Origin of the sequence: Nocardia grenadensis NBRC 108939, assembly GCF_001613445.1 — a bacterium.
Lineage (GTDB): Bacteria > Actinomycetota > Actinomycetes > Mycobacteriales > Mycobacteriaceae > Nocardia > Nocardia grenadensis.
The window spans coordinates 106,669-133,449 of sequence record NZ_BDCJ01000013.1 but is presented as its reverse complement, the minus strand read 5'-3'; the positions used below and the strand labels follow the sequence as shown (position 1 = coordinate 133,449).

Annotated in this window: 25 protein-coding genes; 13 read left to right on the top strand and 12 right to left on the bottom strand. The window is 68.0% G+C overall.

Features of this window, described 5'->3' with window-relative positions; genetic code table 11:
* Positions 1-168 precede the first annotated feature (168 nt).
* Entirely contained in the window at positions 169-1,023 is an 855-nt protein-coding gene (locus NGR01S_RS16635) for a 3-hydroxyacyl-CoA dehydrogenase (protein WP_063037773.1), read from the top strand.
* Between the two features lie 300 nt (positions 1,024-1,323).
* Here the strand turns inward: NGR01S_RS16635 and NGR01S_RS16630 are convergent, their stop codons facing one another.
* Positions 1,324-1,674, bottom strand: a complete 351-nt coding sequence (locus tag NGR01S_RS16630) for a DoxX family protein (protein ID WP_063037771.1) — start codon at positions 1,672-1,674, stop codon at positions 1,324-1,326.
* A gap of 146 nt (positions 1,675-1,820) precedes the next feature.
* On the opposite strand from NGR01S_RS16630, the gene NGR01S_RS16625 reads away from it, so the two are divergent.
* Together NGR01S_RS16625 and NGR01S_RS16620 are read left to right on the top strand one after the other, a co-directional pair.
* A complete protein-coding gene (locus NGR01S_RS16625; RefSeq protein WP_063037769.1) occupies positions 1,821-2,720 on the top strand; it encodes a LysR family transcriptional regulator in 900 nt (299 codons plus the stop codon).
* Positions 2,721-2,910: 190 nt separating this feature from the next.
* Positions 2,911-4,290, top strand: a complete 1,380-nt coding sequence (locus NGR01S_RS16620) for a class I adenylate-forming enzyme family protein (protein ID WP_169811925.1) — start codon at positions 2,911-2,913, stop codon at positions 4,288-4,290.
* Here NGR01S_RS16620 and NGR01S_RS16615 read toward each other — a convergent pair.
* The gene (locus tag NGR01S_RS16615) at positions 4,278-4,532 is read right to left on the bottom strand and encodes an acyl carrier protein (protein WP_169811924.1); all 255 of its coding nucleotides are present in this window, start codon (positions 4,530-4,532) and stop codon (positions 4,278-4,280) included. The two genes, NGR01S_RS16620 and NGR01S_RS16615, sit on opposite strands and share 13 nt — an antisense overlap.
* Before the next feature lie 78 nt (positions 4,533-4,610).
* Here NGR01S_RS16615 and NGR01S_RS16610 point away from each other — a divergent pair, with 78 nt between their 5' ends.
* Positions 4,611-5,963 carry a phthiocerol/phthiodiolone dimycocerosyl transferase family protein gene (locus tag NGR01S_RS16610; RefSeq protein WP_063037764.1) on the top strand — a complete coding sequence of 451 codons (1,353 nt, stop codon included), beginning with the start codon at positions 4,611-4,613 and terminating at the stop codon, positions 5,961-5,963.
* On the opposite strand, the gene NGR01S_RS16605 is transcribed toward NGR01S_RS16610, so the two are convergent.
* Positions 5,923-7,233: a cytochrome P450 gene (locus NGR01S_RS16605; protein ID WP_063037762.1), complete on the bottom strand. Its 1,311-nt coding sequence runs from the start codon at positions 7,231-7,233 to the stop codon at positions 5,923-5,925. The two genes, NGR01S_RS16610 and NGR01S_RS16605, sit on opposite strands and share 41 nt — an antisense overlap.
* A 340-nt stretch (positions 7,234-7,573) precedes the next feature.
* Entirely contained in the window at positions 7,574-8,341 is a 768-nt protein-coding gene (locus NGR01S_RS16600; protein ID WP_063037760.1) for an IclR family transcriptional regulator, read from the bottom strand.
* A gap of 129 nt (positions 8,342-8,470) precedes the next feature.
* Here NGR01S_RS16600 and NGR01S_RS16595 point away from each other — a divergent pair, with 129 nt between their 5' ends.
* From NGR01S_RS16595 to NGR01S_RS16570, 6 genes are all read left to right on the top strand, one after another.
* The gene (locus tag NGR01S_RS16595; RefSeq protein WP_063037981.1) at positions 8,471-9,298 is read left to right on the top strand and encodes a 2-keto-4-pentenoate hydratase; all 828 of its coding nucleotides are present in this window, start codon (positions 8,471-8,473) and stop codon (positions 9,296-9,298) included.
* Positions 9,295-10,266 (top strand): acetaldehyde dehydrogenase (acetylating), encoded by a 972-nt coding sequence (locus tag NGR01S_RS16590; RefSeq protein ID WP_084481190.1) that lies wholly within the window; start codon positions 9,295-9,297, stop codon positions 10,264-10,266. The genes NGR01S_RS16595 and NGR01S_RS16590 overlap by 4 nt, the downstream gene beginning before the upstream one ends.
* The gene (gene dmpG, locus NGR01S_RS16585) at positions 10,263-11,309 is read left to right on the top strand and encodes a 4-hydroxy-2-oxovalerate aldolase (protein ID WP_063037758.1); all 1,047 of its coding nucleotides are present in this window, start codon (positions 10,263-10,265) and stop codon (positions 11,307-11,309) included. The genes NGR01S_RS16590 and dmpG overlap by 4 nt, the downstream gene beginning before the upstream one ends.
* A gap of 183 nt (positions 11,310-11,492) precedes the next feature.
* Entirely contained in the window at positions 11,493-12,683 is a 1,191-nt protein-coding gene (locus NGR01S_RS16580; RefSeq protein WP_063037756.1) for an NAD(P)/FAD-dependent oxidoreductase, read from the top strand.
* Positions 12,684-12,693: 10 nt separating this feature from the next.
* On the top strand, positions 12,694-13,638 hold the full coding sequence (locus NGR01S_RS16575; protein WP_063037754.1) for a sigma-70 family RNA polymerase sigma factor: 945 nt from the start codon (positions 12,694-12,696) through the stop codon (positions 13,636-13,638).
* Between the two features lie 192 nt (positions 13,639-13,830).
* Positions 13,831-14,256: a nitroreductase family deazaflavin-dependent oxidoreductase gene (locus tag NGR01S_RS16570; protein ID WP_063037752.1), complete on the top strand. Its 426-nt coding sequence runs from the start codon at positions 13,831-13,833 to the stop codon at positions 14,254-14,256.
* 170 nt (positions 14,257-14,426) lie between these two features.
* On the opposite strand, the gene NGR01S_RS16565 is transcribed toward NGR01S_RS16570, so the two are convergent.
* The 5 genes from NGR01S_RS16565 to NGR01S_RS16545 form a co-directional block, all read right to left on the bottom strand.
* Positions 14,427-15,083 (bottom strand): GntR family transcriptional regulator, encoded by a 657-nt coding sequence (locus NGR01S_RS16565; protein ID WP_063037750.1) that lies wholly within the window; start codon positions 15,081-15,083, stop codon positions 14,427-14,429.
* A gap of 197 nt (positions 15,084-15,280) precedes the next feature.
* Complete coding sequence (locus tag NGR01S_RS16560; protein ID WP_063037748.1) at positions 15,281-16,171, bottom strand: polysaccharide deacetylase family protein; 891 nt, start codon at positions 16,169-16,171, stop codon at positions 15,281-15,283.
* A complete protein-coding gene (locus NGR01S_RS16555; RefSeq protein WP_063037746.1) occupies positions 16,168-17,145 on the bottom strand; it encodes an asparaginase in 978 nt (325 codons plus the stop codon). Before NGR01S_RS16555 ends, NGR01S_RS16560 begins: the two co-directional genes overlap by 4 nt.
* Positions 17,146-17,149: 4 nt before the next feature.
* Complete coding sequence (locus tag NGR01S_RS16550; protein ID WP_063037744.1) at positions 17,150-18,481, bottom strand: MmgE/PrpD family protein; 1,332 nt, start codon at positions 18,479-18,481, stop codon at positions 17,150-17,152.
* Positions 18,478-19,815, bottom strand: coding sequence for an MFS transporter (locus NGR01S_RS16545; protein ID WP_063037742.1), 1,338 nt, complete (start codon positions 19,813-19,815; stop codon positions 18,478-18,480). The genes NGR01S_RS16550 and NGR01S_RS16545 overlap by 4 nt, the downstream gene beginning before the upstream one ends.
* Before the next feature lie 304 nt (positions 19,816-20,119).
* Between NGR01S_RS16545 and tcuA the strand changes: the two genes are divergently transcribed.
* The gene (tcuA, locus tag NGR01S_RS16540; RefSeq protein ID WP_063037735.1) at positions 20,120-21,598 is read left to right on the top strand and encodes an FAD-dependent tricarballylate dehydrogenase TcuA; all 1,479 of its coding nucleotides are present in this window, start codon (positions 20,120-20,122) and stop codon (positions 21,596-21,598) included.
* A 340-nt stretch (positions 21,599-21,938) separates the two neighbouring features.
* Here tcuA and NGR01S_RS16535 read toward each other — a convergent pair whose 3' ends face one another.
* Positions 21,939-22,733 carry a thioesterase family protein gene (locus NGR01S_RS16535; protein WP_063037734.1) on the bottom strand — a complete coding sequence of 265 codons (795 nt, stop codon included), beginning with the start codon at positions 22,731-22,733 and terminating at the stop codon, positions 21,939-21,941.
* 156 nt (positions 22,734-22,889) lie between these two features.
* Between NGR01S_RS16535 and NGR01S_RS16530 the strand changes: the two genes are divergently transcribed.
* Together NGR01S_RS16530 and NGR01S_RS16525 are read left to right on the top strand one after the other, a co-directional pair.
* Positions 22,890-23,546 (top strand): GntR family transcriptional regulator, encoded by a 657-nt coding sequence (locus tag NGR01S_RS16530; RefSeq protein ID WP_063037732.1) that lies wholly within the window; start codon positions 22,890-22,892, stop codon positions 23,544-23,546.
* Positions 23,543-24,742 (top strand): MFS transporter, encoded by a 1,200-nt coding sequence (locus tag NGR01S_RS16525; protein WP_063037730.1) that lies wholly within the window; start codon positions 23,543-23,545, stop codon positions 24,740-24,742. The genes NGR01S_RS16530 and NGR01S_RS16525 overlap by 4 nt, the downstream gene beginning before the upstream one ends.
* 195 nt (positions 24,743-24,937) lie before the next feature.
* On the opposite strand, the gene NGR01S_RS16520 is transcribed toward NGR01S_RS16525, so the two are convergent.
* Entirely contained in the window at positions 24,938-26,146 is a 1,209-nt protein-coding gene (locus tag NGR01S_RS16520; protein WP_084481178.1) for an NAD(P)/FAD-dependent oxidoreductase, read from the bottom strand.
* A 98-nt stretch (positions 26,147-26,244) separates the two neighbouring features.
* The gene (locus NGR01S_RS16515) at positions 26,245-26,718 is read right to left on the bottom strand and encodes an RrF2 family transcriptional regulator (protein WP_063037728.1); all 474 of its coding nucleotides are present in this window, start codon (positions 26,716-26,718) and stop codon (positions 26,245-26,247) included.
* Positions 26,719-26,781: the final 63 nt, after the last annotated feature.

Sequence of the window (26,781 nt, the reverse complement as noted above, 5' to 3'; positions counted from 1 at the left end):
ATACTGTTTGAAAAAGCTGGTGTAGGGGTCGGGCGGCAGTCGTTATCCGATCGCAAACGGCTGTGTGGGGGCACGCAGCCACCGCTGCGGGCCGGTCCTGTTCTACTGGACCCGGTAGTCAGCTCCGGTTGCCCGATACGCCCTCGATCGATCGACAAGGAGAAGACGATGGCCCTCGAGATCCGCGCGGTGACAGTGCTGGGCACCGGGGTGCTCGGTTCCCAGATCGCCTTCCAGAGCGCCTACCACGGATTCCGCGTCCAGGCCTACGACATCGACGACAAGGCGCTCGCCGCGGCGCGGGAGCGCTTCACCGGGCTCGCCGCCACCTATCGCGACGAAGTGATGGGCGCGACCGACGAACTCACCGAGAAAACCCGCGCGGGTATCGGCCTGACCACCGATCTCGGCGCCGCGGTCGCCGAGGCCGATCTGGTGATCGAAGCGGTCCCCGAGGTGCTCGACATCAAACGGCAGACCTACCGGAGGCTCGGCGAGCTGGCACCGGAGCGGGCGATATTCGCGACCAACTCCTCGACCCTGCTACCCAGCGATATGGCGGATTTCACCGGGCGGCCGGATAAATTCCTGGCACTGCACTTCGCCAACCAGGTGTGGAAGTTCAACACCGCCGAAGTCATGGGCACCGACCGGACCGATCCCGCCGTATTCCGCGCGGTCGTCGAGTTCGCCGCGGCCATCGGCATGGTGCCGATCGAGGTGCACAAGGAGAAATCCGGCTACGTCCTGAACTCGCTGCTGGTGCCGTTCCTGAATTCCGCCGTCGAACTCGCCGCCGGTGACTACGCCGAACCCGAGGCGGTGGACAAGACCTGGCGCATCGCCACCGGGGCGCCCATGGGCCCGTTCCAGATCCTCGACGTCATCGGTCTCACCACGCCCTACAACATTCTGAGCAGCGCTCCCGAAACCGAAGGTCTCGCCCGCTGGTTGAAGGAGAACTACATCGACAAGGGCAAGCTCGGTGTGGCCACCGGGGAGGGGTTCTACAAATACTCCTGACCACCCACGGAGGACTGCCGGCGTCCCGGCGGCGTGCCGTTGCCCTGGTGGCCGGCTACGCGGCGCGGGCGACACCGATCCGGCAACTCCTGCTCGACGATATCGACCTCAGGGGCCGACACTTTCGGGCTCAGCGACAAAACCGCGCTCGCCGAACCGGTACCCGATTGAGTGCTGGTAGCGAGAAGCGGAGTCCCGGTCGGTAGTTCTGCCGCGATCGGGATCGCGGAGAGCGAGAGCGTCGGTGGGTGTCTGCGACGCGACCGTGTCGTTGTGCGTCTGCTCCGAGCCGCCGGCCCGTTAGTGCACGACCGTGAGAGCGGCGGTCGCGAGGGCGAATGCGAAGTAGGCGCCCGGGAAGGCGAGGTTGTAGTAGACGCGCGCCCGCAGGTGGGTGAGGAGGGCGCCCGCGAAGAACAGCACCAGGCCGACCGCCGCGGCGAATCCCAGCGCTTCCATGCCGAGCAGGCCCAGTAGGACGCCGGCCGCGCCGGCGAGCTTGAGCGTGGCCAGCCAGGGCACCCAGCCGGGCGGCACGCCCACCTCCGCGGAATTGGCCAGGACGAACGGCGCCCTGGCGAAACCGGCGAGGGCGTCACCGGCGTTGGCCACGACGGTGACGAGGGCGACGACGAGATAGATGGTGTGCACGGCGACTTCCTGTTCGATGGGGCGCGCTCGGCGCCCGGTGCCGGGGGTAAGCGTGGCGCCCGGTCGAAGCTGGTGCGCCTGTTGTGGAATCCAGCCTTGTGGACCCTGGCGAAACCCGCCAATACCTGCATCCATAACCTGTCGGAATGGATGTGGACACCCGGTTGCTCCGCTACTTCGCCGCGGTGGCGGCGGAGGGGAATCTGACCCGCGCCGCCGCGCGGCTCTATGTCTCGCAACCGGCGCTGACCAAGCAGATAAGGCAGCTGGAGAACCTGCTCGGTGTCGAACTCTTCGTGCGCTCACGGGCGGGGATGGCGCTCACCGCGGCGGGGGAGGCGCTCGCCGGGCGGGTACCGGCGCTGCTCGCCGAATGGGATCGGGCAGTCCGGCAAACCCGGCAGGCTGCGGGTCGCGCGGCGCGGACGCTGCGGGTCGGCTTTCTCGCCAGCGCGGCCAACGAGGCCACCCCGCGGATCATCGCCGAGTTCGCCCGCCGGCAACCCGGCTGGCGGGTGGATATGCGGCAGGCCTCGTGGGGCGACCCGACCGGGGGCCTCGCCGCCGGCGAGGTGGATATCGCCCTGCTCCGGCTGCCGTTCCCCGGACAGGACCTCTTGCGGGTGCGGGAACTGTTCAGCGAACCGCGCTGGGTTGCCCTGGCCGCCGCGCATCCGCTGGCCGGGCGCGAGTCGATCGACTTCGCCGACCTGCTGGACGAACCGTTCGTCGCGGCCCCGGCCGAAACGGGCGCCTGGCGTGACTTCTGGCTCGCGGTGGACGAACGCGCGGGCCGGGCGCCGCGGATCGGTGCGGTGACCGATCAACCCGACGCGTGGCTCAGCGCGATCGCCAACGGATACGGGATAGCGCTGGCCCCGGAGTCGGCTGCCCGGTTCTATGCCCGGCCCGGTATCGCCTACCGCCCGCTGACCGGGGTGCCGGCGAGCCGGGTCGGTGTCGTGTGGAAGGCGGAGTCGGACACCGATCCGGTGGTCCGGGCATTCGTCGAGTGCTGTACTGAGCTGTGCTGCGGGACCGACTGACTCCCCGGCCGAGCTGCTGGACCCGGACGCCGAAACCTTGTAGATGCCGCATCCCACTTCTATCCTTACGGACAAGGGAACCGACCCCTGCGGAGTAGAGATGATCTACGACAAATTGCTCGCAATGGCAGCGCAGGTACCGACCACCAGCGGATTGCGGCAGGGCGAAGTATTCACGCCCTACGCCGATGTGGTCGAGCGGATCGGCCGACTCGCCGTCGGCTTCATGGAATGCGGGGTCGAGCGCGGCGATCCCGTCGCCCTGCTGCTTCCGAACTCGCCCGATCTCTTCGCCGCTTCCCATGCTCTCTTCGCCATCGGCGCCATCGCGATGCCGATGGCCGAGACGGCCACCCGGACCGAACTCGCCACGCTCGCGCGGAAAACCGCACCGAAGGCGGTGGTCTCGACCCCCGGCCGTGCCGCGTTCGCCGAGGCGCTGATCGCGGAGGTGGCCCCCGGTATTCCCCTGTTCTCGACTGACGCACTGCCCGAAGGAAGGACGACCACCCGGCTGCCGGAACTGCCCGGCGACACCACGGCGCTCTACCTCTTCTCGTCCGGCTCGACCGGGTTGCCCAAGGTGGTACCGCATACCCATGCCGAACTCCTCGCCGATGGCGAACGAGCCGGCACGGCCTGGGATATCCAGCCCGACGATATCGTCCTCAACATCCTGCCGGGCAACTTCTCGATGGGCTTTCAGATGGGGACCGCGTACGCCGTGGCCGGCGGTGCGACGACGCTGTACTGGAGCGATCGCCTGCCGCTGGCGCTTTCCCGCAAGAAGCTGCTCGACACCATGGTCCGTGAGCGCGTCACCTTCATGGGTGCCGTTCCGGCAATGTACGAGATCATCACCGGCCAGGCCGGCAGTTTCGATCTGGGGCTGCGTATGGCCGTCTCGGGCGGCGTCTCCTTGAAACGTCCGGTCTACGAAGCGGTACGTGAGCGCCTCGGTGTCCCACTTCGTCAGAACTACGGCTCCACCGAGGCGAGCATGTTCGCGCACAACGACTCCGCCGATCCCGACTCGAGCTGGGCCTCGGTGGGCAAACCGGCGGGTGACGCCAGGGCCCGCATCATTCCGTTCGACACCGATTTCGGCCCCTCCGTCGGCGAAATGGAAATAAGGTCGTCCTCGCTCATGCGGGGCTATCTCGACAATGACGTGGCCAATGCCGAGGCTTTCGACGAGGGTTGGTTCAGAACCGGTGATCTCGCCTCTCTCGACGAAGAGGGCCGCATTTTCATTCGTGGTCGCAGCAAGCTGCTGATCGAGGTATCCGGCTATAAGATCGACCCCATCGAAGTGGAGGAGACGCTCATGACCCTGCCCGCCGTCGCCGAAGCCGCGGTGGCGGGTCTTCCGGACGGGCGCAACGGCAATCGGCTGATCGCATTCGTCGTCAAAGAGGCAGAGGTATCGGCCGGCGAGTTGATCCGCTACGCCCACAGAAGATTGTCCGAGCACAAGGTACCGGCCGAGGTCGCATTTATCGACGCACTACCCCGCAGCTCGGCAGGTAAGGTGCTCCGCGGGCGGTTGGGCGAGCTTCAGGCAGGCTGAGCCGCGCGCTGCGAGACATAGGCTGCTATCTTCGCGGGCGATTCGAACAGGTCCGCCTGTATCTCCGTCTCCGGGATGCCGATCTCGAATTCCTGCTCGAGGAACTGCACCAGTCTTACCAGTTTGATCGAGTCCAACAATCCGGCCTCGAGTAACGGGGTATCGCGATCGACCGGCGATCCACCGGTTTCGGCCACCATGGCGGAGATATACTCGATTATCGGTTGTTCGATATCGTTCATCACACCAGCCCCTTACGTCGTCAACATACTAACCAATTTCGACGCGACCTGAAATACGCGAAAAGATGGGAGGGCGACGTGGTCGAAACGCGCCCGCTGGGCAAAAAAGAACAACTGCTCAACCATTTACATGCCCGTCGTGGGCTGATCACCGTGCAGGTATTGCATGTGCGCGGACGCCTCGATCCGATACTGGTGAAACAGGCGCTCGCCTGGCTACAGACCCAGCACCCTATCCTGCGCGCCCATATCCGCTACGGCAAGATCATCTGGCGACGGCTGCCGCCGTTCGCCCATCGCGAGCCCTGGTTCGATACCGAGGGCACAACGGAGATCCCGTTGCGAGTCCTCGAAGACACCGATCCGGACGCTTGGCGGAAGGTGATGGCCTCCGAGATCCGCACACCGATCCCGAAGGGCAACCATCCGCGCCTCCGGATAACGATGGTGCGGCAGTCTCCGGACGCCGACCTCAACCACATCGTCATGTGTGCCGATCACGCAACACTCGATGCCCACTCCGCCAATATGCTCGGCCACCGACTTCTCGAATTCCTGGCCGAACCGGCCGCGCCGCAATCGAAATCGCCGCCCCGCACCGCCTTGCCGCCACCGGTCGAGGCCGGCTCGGCCGGCAAGTCCGGCACCGACGGGAAAACCACCTATACGGCGGCCATTCGGCTGCCCAAGCAAGCGATACCCGAGCCGAAGGAAGAGTCGCGAGTACTGGCGCGTCGCCTCGACCCCGACACCACAGCGCGGCTCGAGGATGCCATCAAAGCCAACAGGACGACAGTGCACGGTGCGATAACGGCGGCCTTCCTACTCGCCATCCGCGAGCGATACCGGCTCGACACCATGACCGTGTTGAGCACGGTCGACCTCCGCCGCTTCGGTGAACTCGCATTGCCGGACGAGACCTGCGGCTGCTACGCCGACATCCTGCGTACCGAGCATTCGATCACCGACGACTTCTGGGCAACCGCCCGGGACGCCTCGTTCAAGCTGATCGCCGCGCTGGCCAAAGATCGGGAGGCCGCCTCGATCATGGAGTTTCCCGACTGGGAGGTATATCGGCGCGAAGTCCGGCCGACGATCCGGAACAATCGGCGTATCGACGGACTCGGCGTCACCACGGTAGGCGAGTCCGGGCTTCGGTCCGGCTACGGTGCCTACACGCTCGAGGACGTCACCAGAGCCGTTTCCCTCGATATGTTCGGGCCGTCATTGTTCGTGATCGCCAATACGTGGCTCGGTGGCCTCGAACTCAGCGTCGCGTACGCGGCAACGGCCATGAGCGACGACGAGGTGCGGTGGCTGACCGACAACGCGGTAGCGCGGCTCGAAAGTGCCGGCCGCGATCGCCGCGCCGAGCGCGGCACCGCCTCCGTCACCCGGGAGGTGCCGGAGGGGCCGATCGGCCGGGCGTGAGTTCGGCGGGCATGGAGCGGTAGGAGTGCAGGTTCACCAGGCGGCGGGGGATCGGGGGGCCGTCCAGGCGCAGATCCGGATATCGCTCGAAGAGGGTCCGCAGGGCGATAACGCCTTCCATCCGGGCCAGCCGGTATCCCAGGCAACCGTGTATCCCACTGCTGAACGCGAGGTGATCCGAGGCGTTGGCCCTGGTCACATCGAATCGTTCGGGATCGGTGAAGACGCCGGGGTCGTGGTTCGCGCCCGCCAGGGCCAGTAGGACCAGGGAACCGTGCCGGATGTGCTGGTCGGCGATGTCGAGGTCACAGTTGGCGACTCGGCCGGTGATCCGCACGGGGCAGTCGTAGCGCAGTATCTCCTCGATCGCGCCCGGCCACAGCTCCGGCTGCGCCAGCAGCAATTCCAGCTGATCCGGATGGCTCGTCAACAGTGCTATTCCGTTGCCGAGCAGGTTCACCGTTGTCAGGAATCCGGCATCCAGCAGCAGGGCGGCGTTGGCTATCTGCTCCCGGCGGTTGAGCTCACCACTTGTCACCAGCACGGTCAGCAGGCCCTCGGCCGGTTCGGCGGTGAGCGTGTCGATGCGCTGCTCGAAATACTGCTTGACCTCCGCCAGCTCCTCGATGGCGTGGCGATACGCGGACCAGGTCACGGCTCGGTCGACCAGCGGTGCACTGTTGAGACCCCACTTCAGCATGGTCGAATGCATATCGTCGGGAAACCCGAGAATGCCGGCGATCATCGCGACGGGCACCTGTTCGGCGAAGTCCTCGATCAGGTCCGGGCGCGGCTTCGCCGCCATGCCTTCGAGCAGGCCATCGGTTACCTCGACGGTCCGCTGCTCCAATTTGCCGATCGCCCCCGGGCTGAATGCGTGCCCGACCAGACGTCGGTACCGGGTGTGGTCCGGCGGATCGGTCGCCAGCATCGAGGGCGGCTCGGTGAGATTGGGAAGTTCCTGATCCGTCTTGGCCAGCACCCAGCGGATCGGCTTCGGAATAGCGGGATGGCCGGGTGCGAGCGAGCCGAAGCGTTTGTCACGGAGGACGTGACGACACAGTTCGTAGTCGGCGGTGACGTGCACGCCCGACAGCTTCGGTAGTCGTCCCCGCCGACGGATCTCCTCGATGAACGGTGACGCGCCGAGCAGGCGATCCTGGCCGAAGGCGATCTGTGCGAGGGGATCGCCCTGGCGGGCCGACCACCGAAGATAAGCCCTGGTCAAGCCGTGTAGGAAAAGCCATCGGGTCCACGCGCGAGTCGACATGTCACCTCCGCTCTCGGCCTTCCCTCATGATAGTCAACAGCTATTTCGGGGGAGTTCGAATCCCGGCGCTCTGCTATCGGGGGTCGATCCCGGCGTCGAGCGGGTCGCGGGTGCCGGGCCAGGCCGAGGCCGGCCTGTTTGCTGGGCAGGATCAACGCCACCCGGGCGATACTGCCGACGCCGGAAGAGTTCCATCTCGATCTGGCCGGGCTGCGGCTGGAGCATTGCCGGGAGGTCGACCGCGATATCGCCGAAGGGGTGTTCCAGCACGGTCCCGGTATGACCGTGCAGGTACTGGCGGTGAAGCGGAGCGAATCCGGCGCGTGTTCGATGAGGGGCGCTACCCCGGAATCTGCGCCCGCCGGGCCAGGATGGACGCCACCCCCGCGGCGGCGGCCTGCACCGATGCCGCGTGGGATTCGGGGTGGAACCGGGTGACCGGGCCGGTCACCGAGATCGCCGCCAGTGGCCGGTCGTCGAAACTGAGTACGGGGGCGGCTACACAGACGATGCCGGGTGCGGATTCCTCGTGCTCGAAGGCCACGCCGCGTTCGAGGATCTGGGTGAGCTGAATCCGCAGCAGGCCGGGGGCGACCACGGTGCGCGGGGTGCGTCTGGACAGCGGTCCGGCCAGGATGCGGTCGATGGTGTCGGGGCCGGAGTGCGCGAGCAGCGCCTTACCGATCGCGGTGCAGTACAGCGGCATCCGGCCGCCGATCCGGGACGGTGCGCGGGCCTGCCGGTGGCCGCCGATCTTGCTGATGTAGACGACCTCGTCGCCGTCGCGGACGCCGAAGTGCACGGTTTCGCGGGTGCGGGCGAACAGGTCTTGGAGGAAGGGTACGGCGACCTCGAGCAGTGTGCGCTCGGTGGCCGCCCGCATACCGAGTTCGAACAGTCCGCGCCCGAGCCGGTAGCCCTCCGGTGCCGAACTCAGCAGGCGCGCGGTCACCAGATCGCGGCACATCCGGTGCACGGTGGCCTTCGGCAGCCCGGTGCGGCGGGTCAGTTCGGAGAGTCCGACGGCCTGGTCCTCCACCCCGAACGCCTCCAGGATCAGCAGCGCCCGGCCCAGCACGGAACGCTCGTCGAGGTGGTTGTCCGGCATTGCGGCCCTTCTGAAGACTGGTCCGGTCAGTGGACCACTTTACTGTGCAGAGCCGCTCCGAGGGTGTGCACTGGTGACACCCCGACGAAGAGGAGAACGGAGGTCGTGGTGGCCACCACTGTCGACAGCATCAGCGACAGCGGGCCCGGCGTAGACGAGTCGATCGTCGCCCGTGCCGCGCTTCGCCTGATCACCGCCGCGGAGACGCGCCGAACCTGTGCCCCGCTACGGGAGGGGTTGATCAGCCCGGACGATATCGCTACCGCCTACCGGATCCAGGAGCGGTTCAATGCCGCCCGGGTCTCCCCGGAGATCACGGTGGTCGGCCGCAAGATCGGCGCGACCTCGCAGGCGGTCCAGCAGCAGCTGGGCGTGGAACAGCCCGATTTCGGGGTCCTGTTCTCCGATATGGCGTACTCGGACGGCGACGTGATCCCGATCGACCGCCTCCTGCAGCCGCGGGCCGAGGCCGAGATCGCGTTCGTCCTCGGCGCGGACCTCGCCGAGGGGCCGCTCGATATCGCGCAGTGCCGCGCGGCCGTCGCCGAGGCGGTGGCCGCGCTGGAGATCGTGGACAGTCGCATCACCGACTGGAACATCTCCTTCGCCGACACCGTCGCCGACAACGCCTCGAGCGGTCTCTACGTGCTCGGCACCGAGCGCCGGACCCTGGACGACTTCGAACCGGTCGACGTCGCCATGAGTATGCGCATCGACGGGGAAGAAGTGTCGACCGGTAACGGCGCCGCCTGCCTCGGTGACCCGCTCAATGCCCTGTCCTGGCTCGCGCAACAGGCCCGAACCTTCGGTGAGCCGCTGCGGGCCGGACAGGTGATCCTCTCCGGCGCGCTCGGCCCGATGCGGCCGCTGCACCCCGGCGCCACCGTCACCGCCGCCATCTCCGGCCTCGGGACGGTCACGGCTTCGTTCACCACCGCTTCGGAGGTCTCCCCGTGAGTGACAACAACACGCGCACCAAGGTCGCGATCATCGGTTCGGGCAATATCGGCACCGACCTGATGATCAAAGTCCTGCGCCATTCCCGGTTCCTGGAGATGGGCGCCATGGTCGGTATCGACCCGGAATCCGACGGGCTCGCCCGGGCGGCCCGGTTGAAGGTGCCCACCACCCATGAGGGAGTGGAGGGCCTGATCGCGCTGCCGAACTTCGACGAGATCGAGATCGTCTTCGACGCCACCTCGGCCAAGGCGCACAAACAGAACCACGAGCGGCTGGCACCGCTGGGTAAACGTCTCATCGACCTGACCCCCGCGGCCATCGGGCCGTTCGTGGTGCCGCCGGTGAACCTGGAGGAGCACCTCGACGCGCCGAACGTGAACATGGTGACCTGTGGCGGTCAGGCGACCATCCCGATCGTGGCCGCTGTCTCCCGGGTGGTGCCGGTGGCCTACGCCGAGATCGTGGCCTCCATCGCGTCGAAATCCGCCGGGCCCGGCACCCGTGCCAATATCGACGAGTTCACCGAGACCACCGCGCACGCCATCGAAACCGTGGGCGGTGCGGAACGCGGCAAAGCGGTGATCATCCTGAATCCGGCCGAACCGCCGCTGATCATGCGCGATACGGTTTTCTGCCTGGTCACCGCCCCCGATGCCGATTCGCACGAGCAGATCAAGGCCTCGGTGGCGAAGATGGTCGACGATGTGGCGGCCTATGTGCCCGGCTACCGGCTCAAGCAGGAGGTGCAGATCGACGCCATTCCGGGGGATCAGCCGGTGCACACCCTGCTCGCCAAGGACAACGACTCCTTCCCGACCCATCGGGTGTCGGTGTTCCTCGAGGTCGAGGGCGCGGCCCACTACCTGCCCGCCTACGCCGGCAACCTCGACATCATGACCTCGGCCGGATTGCAGGTCGCCGAGCGGATCGCGCAGAACACTCAGCAGAAAGAGAGCGCCCGATGAGCGAGCCCGACGCCGCGCCGACCGTCTTCGTCCAGGATGTGACCCTGCGCGACGGTATGCACGCAATCCGGCACCGGATCACCCCGGAGAACGTCGGCAAGATCGTGGCCGCGCTCGATGCCGCCGGTGTCGACGCCATCGAGGTCGCGCACGGGGACGGGCTGGCCGGCGGTTCGGTGAACTACGGTCCCGGGTCGCACAGCGATTGGACCTGGCTCGAGGCCGCCGCCGCGAACCTGAAGAAGGCGCGGCTGACCAGCCTGCTGCTGCCCGGTGTGGGTACCGCCGAGGATCTGCGGCGGGCCTGGGGGCTGGGCGTGCGCTCGGTGCGGGTGGCCACCCACTGCACGGAGGCCGATGTCGCCGCCCAGCACATCGCCACCGCGCGGGAGATCGGGATGGACGTCTCCGGCTTCCTGATGATGAGCCATATGGCCGAACCGGCCGAGCTGGCCGCGCAGGCCAAGCTCATGGAGAGCTACGGCGCGCACTGCGTCTATGTCACCGATTCCGGCGGCCGCCTCACCATGAACGGTGTCCGCGACCGCATCCTGGCCTACCGCGACGTCCTCGATCCGGCGACCGAACTCGGTATCCACGCCCATGAGAACCTGTCGCTGTCGGTGGCGAATTCGGTGGTGGCCGTGGAGAACGGGGTCACCCGGGTGGACGCCTCGCTGGCCGGTCACGGTGCGGGCGCGGGCAATACCCCGATCGAAGCGTTCGTGGCGGTCGCCGATGTGCTCGGCTGGAAGCACGGCTGTGATGTGTTCGCGCTCCAGGACGCCGCCGACGACCTGGTCCGGCCGCTGCAGGACCGGCCGGTGCGGGTGGACCGGGAAACTCTCACGCTCGGCTATGCCGGCGTGTACTCCAGCTTCCTGCGGCATGCCGAGGCGGCCAGTGAACGGTACGGGATCGATGTCCGGACCCTGCTTATGGAGGCCGGCCGGCGCCGGCTGGTGGGCGGTCAGGAGGACATGATCGTCGATATCGCGCTCACCATGCTGGCCGAGCAGAAGGCCGAACAACAGCCTGCCTGACCGGTCCGCGGCGGTCCTGGTATCCGCCACGGCCGAACAGTGGACAGCCCCGGTGCCGGCCGGGGCTGTTCGCGTAGTGGCGTGTGTACGGGTCGCGTGCGTGATCCACCTCACCGTTCGATGCTGTCAGGAACGCGGAAGCTGTCTCGTTCAGGAAGCACGCGAACCAGACAGGAGCGAACCATGCCGCATCGCATCGTCGTCCTCGGGGCCGGATACGCCGGAGCCTTCTCCGCCGGATACCTCGCCCGTCAACTGCATTCCGACGACTTCCAGATCACCGTTGTCAACGCCGAACCCGATTTCGTGGAGCGGTTGCGCCTGCATCAGCTCGCCGCCGGCCGGGATCTCCCGCACCGGCCGCTGTCGCAGGTGTTCGCGGGTACCGGTATCCGGCTACGGACAGCGCGGGTGACCGGCGTCGATGTAGAGCGTCGGAACGTCACCGTCGCGGATGCCGCGGGCACCGACCGGCTCGGCTACGACACTCTCTTGTACGCACTCGGTAGCACCGCCGCCGAGCACGGCGTCGCGGGTGTCGCCGAACACGCCTTCCACGTGGCCACGCGGCCGTCCGCACTGCGCCTGCGTACCCGCTTGGACGAACTGGGCGAAGACGGGAAGGTGCTGGTGGTCGGCGGCAACCTGACCGCGATCGAGACCGTCACCGAGATCGCCGAAGCCCGGCCGGGCCTGCGGGTCGATCTCGTCACCGGCGGCGAGGTGGGTGGGTGGCTGGGGTCGAAGGCCCGCCGGCACCTGCTGCGCGCCTTCGACCGGTTCGGAATCACGATCCACGAGCACACCACCATCGAACGCGTCGAGGCGTCGGCGGCGGTCGCCGCCGACGGCACCGTTTTCGCCTCCGACGCGACCGTGTGGACCGCCGGTTTCGCCGTCCATCCGATTGCCGCCGCCAGCGGCCTAGAGGTGGTGGCAGGCGGACAGATCGAAGTGGACCGGCAGATGCGTTCGGTCTCCCACCCCGATGTCTACGTGGCCGGCGACAGCGCCTTCGTCATCGGCGACAACGGCCGGCCGTTGCCGATGTCGTGCGCTTCGGCGGGATTCACCGGTATGCAGGCGACATCCGCGATCATCGGGGACCGGACCGGGCGCAAGGTCGAAACGACCGCGTTGTCCTATCTCGGCAACCACATCAGTCTCGGCCGCAAGGACGGGATCTTCCAGCTGGTCGACGGTGACGCCCGCGCGAGGTCCGGTGCGCTGCGCGGCCGCCCGGCAGCCGGGGTCAAGGCGGCGATCCTGGCGACCAGCGGCTGGGCCATCGGCCACCCGACCTTCGGGAAGCGGAGTCACCGCTACCGTGCGGCGACCACGGGAGTGCCGTCGGCCGCCCTGGTCGCCGGATAGAGTCCTGACCATGGACACTGCCACCGTGGCGCGATTCGAGGCCAGCCGGAACCGGCTGGCCTCGCTCGCCTATCGGCTGCTCGGCTCGGCCGCCGACGCCGAGGACACGGTGCAGGACGCCTTCCTACGGTGGCAGGCCGCCGACCGGGAGTACATCGAGGTGCCCGAGGCGTGGCTGACCAAGATCGTCACCAACCTGGCGCTCGACCGGCTGCGTTCGGCGCGGATGCGGCGCGAACGCGCGGTCGGTGCCTGGATGCCGGAACCGCTCCTGGACGGCGACCCGATGCTGGGCCCGGCCGATACCGTCGAACAGCGTGAATCGGTGACCCTGGCGGTACTGATGCTCATGGAACGGCTGTCACCGGTCGAACGGGCCGTCTACGTGCTGCGTGAGGCGTTCGCCTACAGCCACGCCGAGATTGCCGAGTTCCTCGGGATCACCGAGTCCGGGAGCCAGCAGCACGCCCATCGGGCCCGGCGCCGGATCGCCGCCGTCGGCCATGCCTCCGATATCGACCCCGCGTCCGCCCGTCGGATCGTCGAGGCGTTCGTCGCTGCCGCGTCCTCGGGCCGGACCGAACGGCTTGTGGCGCTGCTGACCGACGACGCGACCGGCGTTTCCGACGGCGCCGGACTCAAATGGGGTACCGGAAAACTTATCCGGTACCCGACCCCGCAGCGGATCGCTGCGGCGATGCGGGCGGGCTTCGCCCCATCTCCGGCCAAGCGCAGGCTCGCCGGTGGTTCGCCCGATATCCATGCCGCCGTGGTCAACGGCAGTCCGGCCATGCTGGCCACACTCGATGGCCGAGTCGTGGGCGCGGTGATCCTGGAAATGCGTGCCGACCGGATCGCGGGAGTGCGCGGGATCGCCACCGCCTCCCGGCTCGGTCGCCTCACCGCGGAATGGCAGCGGCGGGAGCACGGAGTTCCGTTGATCGAATCGTGGTAGCCGGCCGGCCGGCGACCGCACGGTGCTGCATCGGTCGTTTTCCATCCGGCGGATACCGCCGCCGGGAACGGCTGTTTTCCATGGGATACGCGGGGCATTCTGGTTGAACCGGGCGCTGGGTAATCGACCCCCGCCCCCGGTGACGCGCACCGCTGATCGGCGGGGTGCGGTTCGGACGCGGAGGACGTGCACATGGCCGCCTGGGACGACGAGGTCATCGAGGAATTCCGTGCCGGCGAGGGGCGCGTCGGCGGGCCCTTCGCGGGCTACGATCTGCTCCTGCTCACCACCATCGGCGCGAAATCCGGCCTACCGCATACGAAGCCGGTGATGTATCTACGGGACGGCGATCGGCTGGTGATCGTCGCCTCCAATGCCGGGGCGCCGCGTAACCCGGCCTGGTACCACAATCTGCGCGCGCATCCGACAGTGACCGTGCAGGTAGGCGCCGAACTCTTCGAGGCCGATGCCGAGGTGATCGACGCCGGACCCGAACGCGATCGCCTGCACCTCGCGATGGTCGCGATCCTGCCCGCGCTGGCCGAGTACGAGCGCACCGCGGGCCGGGTCGTACCGGTGGTCACGCTCACCCCGCGCACGGCCGCGGGAGCGGGGTAACCGATGGGGCCCGCCTTATCGCTGCCGAGACCAGTTCCGGCCGACAGGTCCCGGCCGAAGCTGTGATGATGGTGTTCGCCGTCCAGCTCGAATCCGGCCGTGCGGTCTTGGGCTGCGACGGGCGAGGATACCCGGCGCCGGGCCGAACTCGGTATTCGTCGCGCCCGGGATCAGTTGTTGTCGGCCCCGCCCGCCCCTGTCGCGGCGACCCGCCGTGTCATCATCTCGAGTCGCACTTCACGGGCGCCGGTCATATGGGATTCGGCGAGCGATTGCGCACGCGCGGCGTCCCGGCTCTCGATCGCCTCGATCATCGCGTCGTGCTCGACGAGCACCGTATGCCAGCGCTCATCGTCCTCGAGGGTGGTGGATGGATAGCGGATGAGGTGAACATTCAGACGTTGCAGTAGATCCACCAGTGTCGGGCTGTGGCTCGCATTCCAGAGCGTCTCGTGGAACACCCGGTTCGTGGCCGCCCGCTCCGCGGGATCGTTTCCGGCCGCGCGCATGGACGCGCTCGCCGCGCGTAGGCGTGCGCGATCGAGTTCGGTCGCGCGCAGCGCGGCGCCCCGCGCGGCCGCGCCTTCCAGGGTGATCCGCACTTCGTAGATATCCAGGATCTCTTCGGGGCTGGTGGTACGTACCCGGACCGTTCTGCCGACCCGCTCGATGAGCATCTCGGCCTCGAGTCGGTGCAGTGCCTCGCGTACCGGAGTCCGCGAGGCGCCGTACTCACCGGCGAGTTGGTTCTCGGAGACCAGCTGTCCCGGTGACAACGTACCGTCGAGGATGGCGCTCCGCACTCGCTCGTACACGGTCGTACTCATCAGTCCTCCTCCGGTTCGAGGGACGACAGCTGTCACGACCGTGGCCGGTTCATGCGATCGCCCGCCGTCCGAACACCGTTCGAGTGGTCGGTCCCGACCCTGCCCGGTCGTCGACACCGAACGGTCCGCCGAGTCCCTGCACTCAGTTTAGTTGTCGATCGACATCGGCCGAATTACAACCGGTGCCCAGAGGAAGATCAACCACCCGCAGGAGGAAAGGTATCGCGCCAGAAGGACGCGATGTCGTCGCGTCCGGTGATCCATACATCGTCACGCGAGGCAAGGTGGTCGAGCACCCGGCGCAATCCGGCCAGCCGGGCGGGACGACCGATGATCCGGGAGTGCAGTCCGATGGAGTAGACGGCCGGCCGGCGCCCGGTGAGCACCGCGTCGAGTCCGTCGATGGCGTATTCGGCGAAGTCGCGTCCGGTGAAGAACTGTCCTTTGTAGAACTTGGTGTCGTTCACATCCAGCGAGTAGGGGACGATGAGGAACGGCTTGCCGTCGACGTCCTCGTAGTAGGGCAGATCGTCGCTGACCGAGCCGGCGTCGTAGGTCACGCCGGCGGCCGCCAGGAGAGAACGGGTGTGCACGGTGTTGGGCGGCCGGGTGAACCAGCCGGCAACCTGCCGTCCGGTCAGCCGGCGAATGGTTTCCACGCCGAGTTCGATATCGTGCCGCTGCTCCTCGACGGACAGGTAGGCGTGCGGGATCCAGCGATAGCCGTGACCGACGATATCGCAACCACGTGCCCGGAATGCCTCGGTCGCCGCCGGATTTCGTTCCAGAGCGAGCGCGGTGGCGAAGATCGTCGGCGTCACCTCTGCGTCGTCCAGCGCGTCGAGCACGCGCCACACACCGACTCTGCTGCCGTACTCGAAGGTCGACTCGGCGAACAACTCACGCTCTCCGTCGGGCACCGAGTAGTGCGCTTCGACAAGGGTCTCCCGGGCGTCGTCGCCGTCGAGCATATTGCGCTCCGCGCCCTCCTCGTAGTTCAGCACCACGTTCACGGCGACACGAGCACCGTTCGGCCAGGTGAAGTCCGGCGGGGCGGCCCCATAGCCGATGAAGTCTCGCGAGGTCATTCGAAGGTTCCTTTCTGGGCCGAACCGAAGAGCTCGGCGGGATCCAGTCCTGCGGACAGCCCGAAGAGCAGACGCAGTCGTGCTTTGCCCGGGCTCAGGAACCTGCCGCGGACCAGGCCCGCCCGTTGCAGATCCGTCTCCGAGCCGGGGCCACCGTAGGTCCCGGCGAGCGTCAGCCCGTCTGCGCATCTGCTCGTGAACACCACCGGGGTACCGTCTGCGACCGCTGCCGCGGCGGCCTCCGCCGCGGCAGCGGAGATATGGCCGGCGCCGGTGGCCGCGAGCACGAGACCGTCGGACCGCTGTGCCGCGCTTTCGATCGCGAGTCCGTCGTCTCCGCCGCATACGCTCACGACCTCGACGCGCTTGTCCGGCGCCGTGCGCCGGGGCAGCAGGGCTGTCCCGGCCGGTGGCCCGAGCAACAGGAGCGGTTCGTTCTCGACGATTCGCCCGACAGGTCCCGCCGCGGGCGAACTGAATGCGGCCACGCTCACTCCATGGGTCTTGGTCACCAACGACGCGAGATGGATTTCGTCGTGCATCACGACGACCGGGCCGTACGCGGCCACCTCCGCACACGATGCCGTGCACGCCGCGGCACGCAGGTTCGCGGGTCCGTCGGCACCGGGCAGATGCGGCGAGCGCATGGCCCCGGTGAGGACCACGGGAACTCGGGTGTCGACCAGCAGCGCGAGTGCGTAGGACGTCTCCTCGACAGTGTCCGTTCCGTGGGTGATGATCACGCCGGTGGCGCCGCGCCGGATCTCGTTCTCGACCGCCGCCGCCAGTGTCCATGCTTCGGCCGGTCCGATCTCGCGCGAGGACCGGGTGAAGACATCCGTCGAGCGAATTCGATCTACGCCGAGCGAGCCGGCGAGTTCCTCCGCGGTCATCCGCGGGACGGCGCCGTCCGATCCGGGCAGGGTGGAGATCGTGCCGCCTGTGCCCAGCACAGCGAGTAGATGCTCGGTCATCCGATCACCATGCCAGGAGCGAGTTGACGTCGGGCAGATGCGGAAGATCCATGATCCGCGCCCACCCGTCGCGCGCACGATCCGGATCCGTGATCGCGTCGGCGAACTTCGTGAAATGCGCGTCCCGGGACAGTGCGCGTGGTGGGTGGCCGGTGGGATTCTCGACCAGGGATTCGAGAATCCGGCCATCCACTTCGACACGCACGCGGGCCGGTGAGCACGTCGGCCACCGTTGTTCCAACTGGGGATCCACGTGAACCTCGACCCGCTGCGCGAGCGCCGCGATATCCGCGCGGAAACGGAATGCCGCCGGGCCGCTCGCCCCGGTGGCCAGCGCTGTCGCGACCGCGTATGACAGAGAGAACCGGCAGGAGAGATCGTTCGGCGCCGCCGGAACGTCGACCTTACGTGCCGCCGCCACGGTGTCGACCCGTACCTTCGTGATCGCTTCCGTTGCGAGCGGCGCCGCGGCGACGATATCGAGTGCGGCGTCGATCGCGGTATGGGTCAGCGCGCACGCACTGTGCACCTTGAAGTACCCGGAGCCGACCGCCAAGGCGTCGTATCTCAATGTATCGACCAGAGCCGCTTCGTCGAATCCCGTGCCGAGAAGTTCACCGAGCACGACACCGAAGGAAGCGAAGGAACCGGTGAAGCCCGCGCGCGCCAGTTCGGTCGACCGCACACCGATCGCGGCCGCGTGCCCCATATAGGTATTGCGCGCAGTCGCGCCGTCGTAGCAGGCCTGCCAGGTAGCGGCCAGCGGTAGCGTCGCGGCGATCGCGGTAGCCGTTCGGATATCGGTGCCGCGCAGCATCGAAACAGCCAGTGCCGCGCCGAGCGCACCCACATGGCCGTGCGGATGGGCGTGGGGGCGGAGCCGGACCGCACGGAACATCCGGGCACTGAGTTCGTAGCCGGCGACCACGGCCCGCAGGAGATCTGCACCGGAGGCGTGTGTGTCCTCCGCGGCCGCGATCGCCGCCGGGACGATCTGCATACCCGGGTGACCGGTCGGACGCATTCCCTCGTCGAGTTCGAGGAAGCTCCCGGCGGTCGCGTTCAGGAATGCGGCGTGGTGGGCCGATGCGCGCCCGCCGCCCCACACGGTGGAGCGATGGAACGGATTCCGCTCCTCCGGCGCGGTGACGAGACCGCAGGCTGTATCCGCTCCGCGGAGCGCCGCCATCGGCGGAGTCCGGTACCCCGCCATGGCGACAGCGAGACAATCGGCGATGATCCGCAGCGCTTTGTCGATCGAATCGGGCGGAACCCGATTCAGGTCGAGCGCGCCCACCGTGTCACAGGCGCGTCCGAGCGCGTCCGCCGCGGTCATCGCTCGATCTCCGTGCCTCGAGTTTCCCCGAGGGACGCTACGGCCGCAGCGCTCAATGCGGTCACCACGATCAGGTAGATACCCACGGCTACCATGCCGAACGCCTGGTAGAGCGCGGTGGCGACAAAGGGAGCGATGGCGGCGCCGAGGAGGGAACCGACCTGATTGGTCGCGGTCATACCGGAATAGCGCACCGCCGTGGGGAACAGTTCGGCGAAGTAGACACCGATCGGTGCGTAACTCATACCGACCAGCACCGAGAATATGGACAGACCCGTCGCGAACAGGATCGGGTCTCCCGTCTGTACCAGCAGGAGCATCGGCACACTCGTCACCAGCGCGCCGATCAGGCCGATGAGCAGCGCCGGCCGTCGGCCCCGGATGTCCGCGATCCACGCCGACACCATGATTCCGACGCAGTAGAAGCATGCTGCCACCAGGATCGCCGTCAATGCCGCGGTATTGCCGATTCCGAGGTCGCCGGTCGCGTGCGAGAGCAGATACACGAACGCTACATAGAACGTTGTGCTCACTGCGATATACGCGAGCGAACCCAGAAGAGTTTTCCGGGTGTGCCGGCGGAATACCTCGAGGATGGGCAGTTTGCCGTGCGCGGCCTCCTCCGAGTTCGCCCGGGCGGCCGCGAATACCGGCGACTCACGGACCTTCAAGCGCATGACCAGACCCACCGCGATCAGAGCCAGACTTCCGATGAACGGGATCCGCCAACCCCAGGTGAGGTAGGCCTCGTCCGGAATCGTGGTGGTGATGAGCAGCAGCACGGCAGTGGACAGGATGAGGCCGGCGGTCACGCCCTGCTGCGGCCAGCTGGAGAGCCGCGCCCGCGAATTCGGTGGCGCGAACTCGGTCGCCATGAGTACCGCACCGCCCCATTCGCCACCGACTGCGGCTCCTTGGACGAAACGCAGTAGCACCAGTGCGATCGGCGCCAGTGCTCCGATGGTCTCGTAGGTAGGAAGAAGACCCACCAGACAGGTGCTCACACCCATCAGCAATAGCGACGCGACCAGCGTCGCCTTGCGGCCGACGCGGTCGCCGAAATGCGCGAATACTATGCCGCCGATCGGCCGGGCGACGAAAGCCACGGCAAGAGTGGCGAATGAGGCCAGCGCTCCCCCGGCGGGCCCGAGCCCTGGGAAGAACTTCTGCGGGAACACGAGCGTGGCGGCGCTGGCATAGAGGTAGAAGTCGAACCACTCGATGGTGGTGCCGATGAATGCGGCCCGTGCCACTTTGGACGCTTCCCGCATCGTGGGGGGCGTCGCCGCCTTCGGCAGCGTATCCGTGCCTTGAGGCGGATCTTCGTGGATCATGTGGTGCCCTCCTTCGAGTGGGACTCTGGCATGAGGACTGGCGCTTTGGCGCGTCGGCCCTGGCCACACCGGGCAGGTGGACGGCCGAGCGGATCGACCGGCTGATCTCGCAGCCGGGTGGCGTACCTCACAAACGCACAGAGTATTCATATGTATACAAGCTGTCAACAGATGTATTTATTTAGTGCACATCGGTATACATTGAAGCGGCGAGGTCGTGATCCGGTGCGCTCCACCCGGCCGGGTGGATAGGGCGGCCGGTGCGGTTCGCCGGAGGTATCGATGCGGAAGGGACTGCGAAAAGATGAATGAGAAACGCGTGATCGTAGTGGGCGCCGGAAACGCTGCGCTCTGCGCGGCACTATCGGCCCGTGAGCAGGGCGCGGAGGTGTTGGTCCTCGAACGCGCGGGCCGGCCGCTGCGCGGCGGGAATACCGCCTTCACCGCCGGGGCGATGCGGGTGGCATACGACGGCGTCGACGATCTGCGCCGGCTGATGCCCGACCTGACCGACGAGGAGATTGCCGTCACCGACTTCGGCTCGTATTCCACCGGAGATTTCCTCGACGACCTGGCCCGGGTAAGCGAATACCGGACCGATCCGGAGCTGTCCGGCATCCTGGTGGAGAACAGCTACCCGACCCTGCTCTGGATGCGTGAGAAGGGTGTGCGGTTCCTCCCGATCTACGGACGCCAGGCGTTCAAGATCGACGGGCGCTTCAAGTTCTGGGGTGGACTGACCGTCGAGGTCAACGGTGGCGGTCCGGGTCTGGTCGACTTCCTGGTCAAGAGTGCCGAACGTGACGGTATCGGGATCGAGTACGACTCCCACGTCACCGAGTTGCTGACCGACGAGACGGGCGTTACCGGTGTCGTCGTCAAACATCACGGGCAGATTCGGGAGGAACGGGCCGACGCCGTCGTACTCGCCTCCGGCGGATTCCAGGCCAATGCGGAATGGCGAACCCGCTACCTGGGCCGGTCATGGGATCTGGCGAAGGTGCGCGGCACGATGTACAACACCGGCGACGGGCACCGAATGGCCCTGGACATCGGCGCGAGTCCGACCGGTAACTGGTCGGGCTGTCATGCCGTCGGCTGGGAGCGTAACGCGCCCGAATTCGGCGATCTGGCTGTGGGGGACAACTTCCAGAAGCACAGTTACCCATTCGGCATCATGGTCAACGCGGACGGCCGCCGGTTCCTGGACGAGGGTGCCGACTTCCGCAACTACACCTATGCCAAGTACGGGCGGCGGATTCTCGACCAGCCGGGCCAGATGGCATGGCAGATCTTCGACCAGAAGGTGACTCATCTGCTACGCGACGAGTACCGCATCCGCCAGGTCACCAAGGTGACCGCACCGACGCTGGAAGCCCTCGCGACCAAACTCGAAGGCGTGGACCCGAAGGGTTTCCTCGACGAAGTCCGGACCTACAACGCGGCGGTCGATACGGACACGGCGTTCGATCCCAACATCAAGGACGGCCGCGGCACCCGCGGCCTCACCGTCGACAAGACGAACTGGGCCAACACCCTGGACGCGGGCCCGTTCGAGGCGTACCAGGTGACATGCGGTATCACATTCACCTTCGGCGGGTTGCGGATCAATACCGACGCGCAGGTCATCGACAACAACCAGGTGCCGATTCCGGGCTTGTTCGCGGCCGGCGAGATCGTCGGCGGGATCTTCTACTTCAACTACCCGGGTGGCTCGGGACTCACCAATGGCTCGGTGTTCGGCCGGATCGCCGGGCGGCAGGCTGCTGTGTCGACCCGATAGCGACTTCTCCTCACCCGTGCCCGGGTCGATCGCACCGCGATCGAGCCGACCCGGCGACCGCATTCCGGCGTGGCCCCGTGGCCGTCCGGTACGGGGTGGGAGCCGGTCCCCGCTCTGTGAGGGTGAGCGGGGGTCGGTGCCGCGGCAGCCGGCGGATCGCGCCGATGTACGGAAATGCCGCGGGGCACTCGGCCGGTCGGCCTGGGTGCCGACCGCTCGAGCACCTGTCGGAGTACGACAGCCTGGCTCGCCTGTGCGTGCCGATGGAAACGGATGGCGGCCGTGGGGCGGGAGCGCCGCGTAGTCGATCGCTTATCCCCGCCGGGGAGTCATATGAGAATCAGCGCGGGCCGAGGAACAGGGTCTGGGTGCTGCGGCCCAGCGGGCCCTTCTCATCGAACAGTTCGGATTCGGCCAGGCCGATACCGTGCGGCTGCGGATGGGTGACCGCATCGAGGCAGACCCATTCGCCGGCCGGTTGACGGTGCAGGGTGACGGTCAGATCGGTGTTGATGAACAGGTAGCGCTCCCAGTCGAGGACCGCGCTGACGCCGTTGCCGGAATCGGCCGCGGCGAGGGTCCGCTCCAGTGGGCTGGGCGTGGTACCGGCGACGATCGGATACTTCAACCTGATCCAGCACACCGCGGGGCCGGATTCGCGGAAGGAGCCGGTGACGTAGCGGTACTCGATACCGGTGTGGAATCCCAGAGGCTGGGTGGATGGGAACAATTCCGGCTCGGGCGTCTGGTCGGGGCCCGGCCGCGCCCCGGTCGGTACGAGGTGTTCGGGAATCTCGAGCTCGGGGTCGGCGAGTTTGAAACGCCACGCGGTGGCCCGCATCACCGGACCGCGATCGGTGGCCAGGGTCGCTTCGACCATCTCCACGCTGCGGCCCGGGCGCACCAGGCGGGCCTGCGCGGTGAGCGGGGCCAGTGGAACGGGTCCGAGGATCTCGACGGCGACGCGGCCCACCTGGAAGCCCGGCCGGGGTTCGCACCGTTCGATCACATGACCGAGCAGCGCCGAGGGTGGTCCGGCGTGCTGGGCGTCGGGCGACCATGGACCGCGCGTGAGTTCGGTGGAGAGAAACCGCTGCGGGTCCGCCGGATCGGGCAGGTAGAAGGCCTCGTTCACATCGTTGTCCGTTCGTTCCGTCGACGGTCGCGCCGTCTGTTCGATCTCTGTCCCGACCGTACCGCCGGGGTGGGCGAACCCCGCACGATGGTTGCTCGGGATCCGGACGAGCGCATGCTTGCATGCAAGCTTGTATCTATCGGCTAGAGTAGCTGGGTGCGGACCTCGTCGTATCCGGCCGAAACGCCCGGGCAGAGTGCAGCGGATCGGGCCTACCGACTCACCAAGGAACTCGTCCTGTCCGGTGAACTGCCGGGCGGGCATCTTTTCAGCGAAACCGAGATCGCCGGCCGGCTGGGCTTGAGCCGGACTCCGGTCCGGGAGGCGTTCGTGCGGCTGCAGGCCGAGGAACTGCTGACCCTGGTGCCCAAACGCGGCGCCATCGTCGCACCGGTCCCGCCGGGCGAGGCCGAGGATGTGCTGGACGCCCGGGAAGCCGTCGAGACCGCGGCGGTCCGGCGCCTGCTCCGCATGCCCGAGCGGGTTCCCGCCGCTGTGGACCGGCTGCGCGCCGCCCTCGAGGTGCAGCGCGGATACGCCGAAGCCGGTGATATCGATGCCTTCGCCGAAGCGGACGAACTCTTCCACCGCGCCCTGGTCGCGGCGGGCGGCAACGCCCTGCTGATCCGCTTCTACACCGGGCTGGCCGACCGGCAGCGCCGGATGAATGTGGCCGCGCTCGGTCCGGTGCCCGATCTCGTCCCCGTCGTGCTGCGGCAGCACGACGAACTGGTCGCCATCATCGAATCCGGTGACGAGGCGGCCTTCGCCACCGCCCTACGCGCGCATCTGGACGGGACCCATCGGCGGTGAGGCGGGGTTCGTGGCATGCGGCGGTGGCGGCGATCTTCGTCTGCGCCTGGGGCGGTAACCAGTTCACGCCCTTGCTGGTGATGTACCGGGACCAGGGTTATTCCGCGCTGCTGGTGAACGCGCTGCTCGGCGCCTACGTGCTCGGGCTGGTGCCGGGCCTGCTGCTCAGCGGCGGTCTCTCCGCGCGGTTCGGGCGGCGCGCGGTGGTGGTTGCGGGAGTCGTGGCCTCCCTGGTGGCGAGTCCGCTTCTGGCGGCCGGGGTGTTCGGCGTCGGCTGGATCGCGATCGGCCGGTTGATCACCGGTTTCGGGGTGGCCGTGGCCATGGCGGTGGGCACCACCTGGACCACCGAACTCGCCGTCCGGGCCGGGCACGGTCCGGCGGCCGGTGCCCGGCGGGCCGCGCTGTGGCTGACGCTGGGTTTCGGCGTCGGCGCGGGTGTCGCGGGAGTGCTCGCCCAGTGGGGCCCGGCACCGATGGTGCTGCCCTATGTCGTGCACGCGCTGCTCGCCGCCGCGGTACTGCCCGCGGTGGTGCGGGCGCCGGAGACACTGCCGGCCGGGACGAGTACGCCCGGGCGGTTCTCCGGTGTGCGGCATCCGCGATTCCGGCGAGTGGTCGTGCCGATGGCGCCGTGGATCTTCGGCTCCGCCGGCGTGGCCTACGCGGTGATGCCGCAGCTCGTCGGCGACCGGGTCGGGCAATGGGGGCTGTTGTACTCGACCACCATCACCGTCGCCACCCTCACGGTCGGCGTCCTGGTCCAGCCGCTCGCCAAACGGCTGGACCGCACCACCAGTGCGCGGGCGGTGGCGGTGGCCATGTCGGTCATGTCGGGCGGATTGATGGTGAGCGCGCTGGCCGCGATCGTCCGCTCGCCGGTCCTGGCCCTGGTCGCCGCGCTCGCCCTGGGGTGCGCGTACGGGATCGCGCTGGTCTCCGGCCTGCTCGAGGTACAGCGGCTGGCCGCGCCGGAGGAACTGGCTGCGCTCACCGGCGCCTACTACGCCCTGGCCTACCTGGGCTTTCTGCTGCCGTCCCTGCTGAGCCTGCTCAGCCCGGCGGCCGACTACCCGGTGCTGCTCGGTGGGCTGGTGCTGGTGGCGCTGTCGGGAACCGCGGTGACCGTCCGGCACTCCCGAGCGCATCTGCCCATTGCGGCGGCCGTCGAGCACGAGCTGGTAACCGCCCGCTGAGCAGGTGCGCTCGGTCCGGTAGCCACGGGATCGGAATCCGGGTCCGCACGGTGCTGTACAGCGCGAACGAGGTGCGGGGCATGGTGGTCGGCCCGGCTCGAACGGCCACCACGACACCGAACAGTGGCGCAACGCTGAATCGCGGTGCGCCACTGTGGCGCGGTGCCACAGCGTGGCGCGGTGCGACGGCGCGGATCAGGAGTACGGGGTGGGGATATCGCGGACCGAGAAGCGGTGGTCGGCCTGCCGGAGCAGTTCGCCGGGGTCGTCGGTGGGTGGGTAGATCCACCACTCGTTCACCTTGCGTTTGCGTACCTTGGCGGCCTCGCCCGTCGCGGCCACCTGCCTCTCCCAGCCGTTGGTGAAAACCGCTCCGGCGGATCCGAGGTCCAGACAGGTGACGTAGGGCGCCGGTGTGAAGGGGACGGCCGGCAGCCCGAACAGCTCCGCGGCGGCATTGTGGCCCGCGAACTTCCCGAGTTGCAGTGCATGCTGGCAACACTGCAGCACCGGGTGTCCCGGCTCGGCCTGTGCCGCCGCGGTATCACCGGCCGCGTACACGCCGGGTACTCCGAGCACCCGGAGCTGCTCGTCCACCGGCAACCGGCCCAGCCCGTCGCGGTCGGCGGGGATATCGGCGGTGAGCCGGCTCGCCCGCACCCCGGCAGTCCAGACCACCGTGCGGGCCGCGATGCGTGTGCCGTCGGACAGGGTGACCCCGTCCGGTTGTACCGCGCCCGGGCTCACACCCAGGCGTTGTTCCACGCCGAGGGTCGTGAGGGCTTGGTGGATCTGCGGCCGGGGCCCGGGGCCGAGCTCGGGCCCGACCGTATCGGCCCGCTCCACCAGAACGACCCGGACCTGTTCGTTCCCGGCGACCGCGCGGAGCCGGTCGACAAGTTCGGTCGCTATCTCGAGCCCGGTGAAGCCCGCCCCGACGACCACGGCGGTGAAGCGACCCGCGCCGGACGGCATTTCCGGGAGCCGGCGCAGATGCGCGTCCAGCGCGGCGGCGGCCGGAAGGGTGTCCACATTGTGGAGCAGTTCGGCACCCGGCAGGTCGGGCCGGACGAGCCGGCTGCCGGTCGCGAGAATCAACCGTTCCCACGGGACCTCATCCGTTTCGCCGTCTCGTCCGACGGCGGTCACGGTTCGGTCGGCCGTATGCACCGCGGTCGCGGTGCCCGCGAGCCGGCGCACTCCGACCGGTCCGAGGATCCGGTCCAGCGAGACCCGCATGCGATCGGGATCGGCCTGGTAGAGGCGTGGCCGGATCACGAGATCGTCGCCGGGGTCGATCAGGGTGACCGGTAGGTCGCGTCCCGCCGCGCGGGCGAGCCGGACCGCGGCCGCGGCGCTCCACACTCCGGCGAAACCACCGCCCAGTACCACGATTCCGGACAAGGCATCCTCCTCGGAACTCGCTAATCGGGATATCAAGTGTCTCTATTCGGAAGCTGCGGCAGGTCCGATGCCGGGGCCGGACCGGCCCTGCCGCGTGATCAGGGGTTCGCGAATCCGCGCCGAGTGCGCTCCGCCGAGGATGCCGGGGCCGCGGCGGCGAGGTCGGCGACGGTCTGGGCGGCGAGTTCCCGCCGCCACGCCAGCTCCGCGCGGCGCATGGCCAGCGAGATTCCGCACGGGCGGGCGAACGCCGGACCCGGGCTGCTCCCGCTGCCGCCGCGCTGCCGGATCTCGGTGCAGCGGAATGGGTCCACTCCGCCCTCGACGGCGGTGACCACATCGAGCAGGGTGATCCGTTCCGGGGGTCGGGCCAGGCCGAAGCCGCCGCGCACGCCCGGGGTGGAGGTGAGGATCCCGGCGCGGACCAGCGCCTGCAGCCGTTTCTTCAGATACTCCACCGGCAGGTCGAACCAGGCGGCCAGCCGGGCGATCGGCACCGGCCACCGGTCGTCCAGCCACGCCAGAGTGACGCAGCAGTGCAGGCTCCACTCCACGCCCTCGCCCATCTTCATAATGAGGATGTTAACTATCCCCTTTTGCCGGCCGCAAGCATTCGGCCCGAACACGAGCGGAAG

Bases quoted from the DNA above. Each gene is read 5' to 3' on its own strand.
- NGR01S_RS16635 (WP_063037773.1), top strand. From the start codon at position 169: ATGGCCCTCGAGATCCGCGCGGTGACAGTGCTGGGCACCGGGGTGCTC.
- NGR01S_RS16625 (WP_063037769.1), top strand. From the start codon at position 1,821: ATGGATGTGGACACCCGGTTGCTCCGCTACTTCGCCGCGGTGGCGGCG.
- NGR01S_RS16615 (WP_169811924.1), bottom strand. From the start codon at position 4,532: ATGAACGATATCGAACAACCGATAATCGAGTATATCTCCGCCATGGTG.
- NGR01S_RS16605 (WP_063037762.1), bottom strand. From the start codon at position 7,233: ATGTCGACTCGCGCGTGGACCCGATGGCTTTTCCTACACGGCTTGACC.
- NGR01S_RS16600 (WP_063037760.1), bottom strand. From the start codon at position 8,341: ATGCCGGACAACCACCTCGACGAGCGTTCCGTGCTGGGCCGGGCGCTG.
- dmpG (WP_063037758.1), top strand. From the start codon at position 10,263: ATGAGCGAGCCCGACGCCGCGCCGACCGTCTTCGTCCAGGATGTGACC.
- NGR01S_RS16580 (WP_063037756.1), top strand. From the start codon at position 11,493: ATGCCGCATCGCATCGTCGTCCTCGGGGCCGGATACGCCGGAGCCTTC.
- NGR01S_RS16575 (WP_063037754.1), top strand. From the start codon at position 12,694: ATGGACACTGCCACCGTGGCGCGATTCGAGGCCAGCCGGAACCGGCTG.
- NGR01S_RS16570 (WP_063037752.1), top strand. From the start codon at position 13,831: ATGGCCGCCTGGGACGACGAGGTCATCGAGGAATTCCGTGCCGGCGAG.
- NGR01S_RS16565 (WP_063037750.1), bottom strand. From the start codon at position 15,083: ATGAGTACGACCGTGTACGAGCGAGTGCGGAGCGCCATCCTCGACGGT.
- NGR01S_RS16560 (WP_063037748.1), bottom strand. From the start codon at position 16,171: ATGACCTCGCGAGACTTCATCGGCTATGGGGCCGCCCCGCCGGACTTC.
- NGR01S_RS16555 (WP_063037746.1), bottom strand. From the start codon at position 17,145: ATGACCGAGCATCTACTCGCTGTGCTGGGCACAGGCGGCACGATCTCC.
- NGR01S_RS16550 (WP_063037744.1), bottom strand. From the start codon at position 18,481: ATGACCGCGGCGGACGCGCTCGGACGCGCCTGTGACACGGTGGGCGCG.
- NGR01S_RS16545 (WP_063037742.1), bottom strand. From the start codon at position 19,815: ATGATCCACGAAGATCCGCCTCAAGGCACGGATACGCTGCCGAAGGCG.
- tcuA (WP_063037735.1), top strand. From the start codon at position 20,120: ATGAATGAGAAACGCGTGATCGTAGTGGGCGCCGGAAACGCTGCGCTC.
- NGR01S_RS16515 (WP_063037728.1), bottom strand. From the start codon at position 26,718: ATGAAGATGGGCGAGGGCGTGGAGTGGAGCCTGCACTGCTGCGTCACT.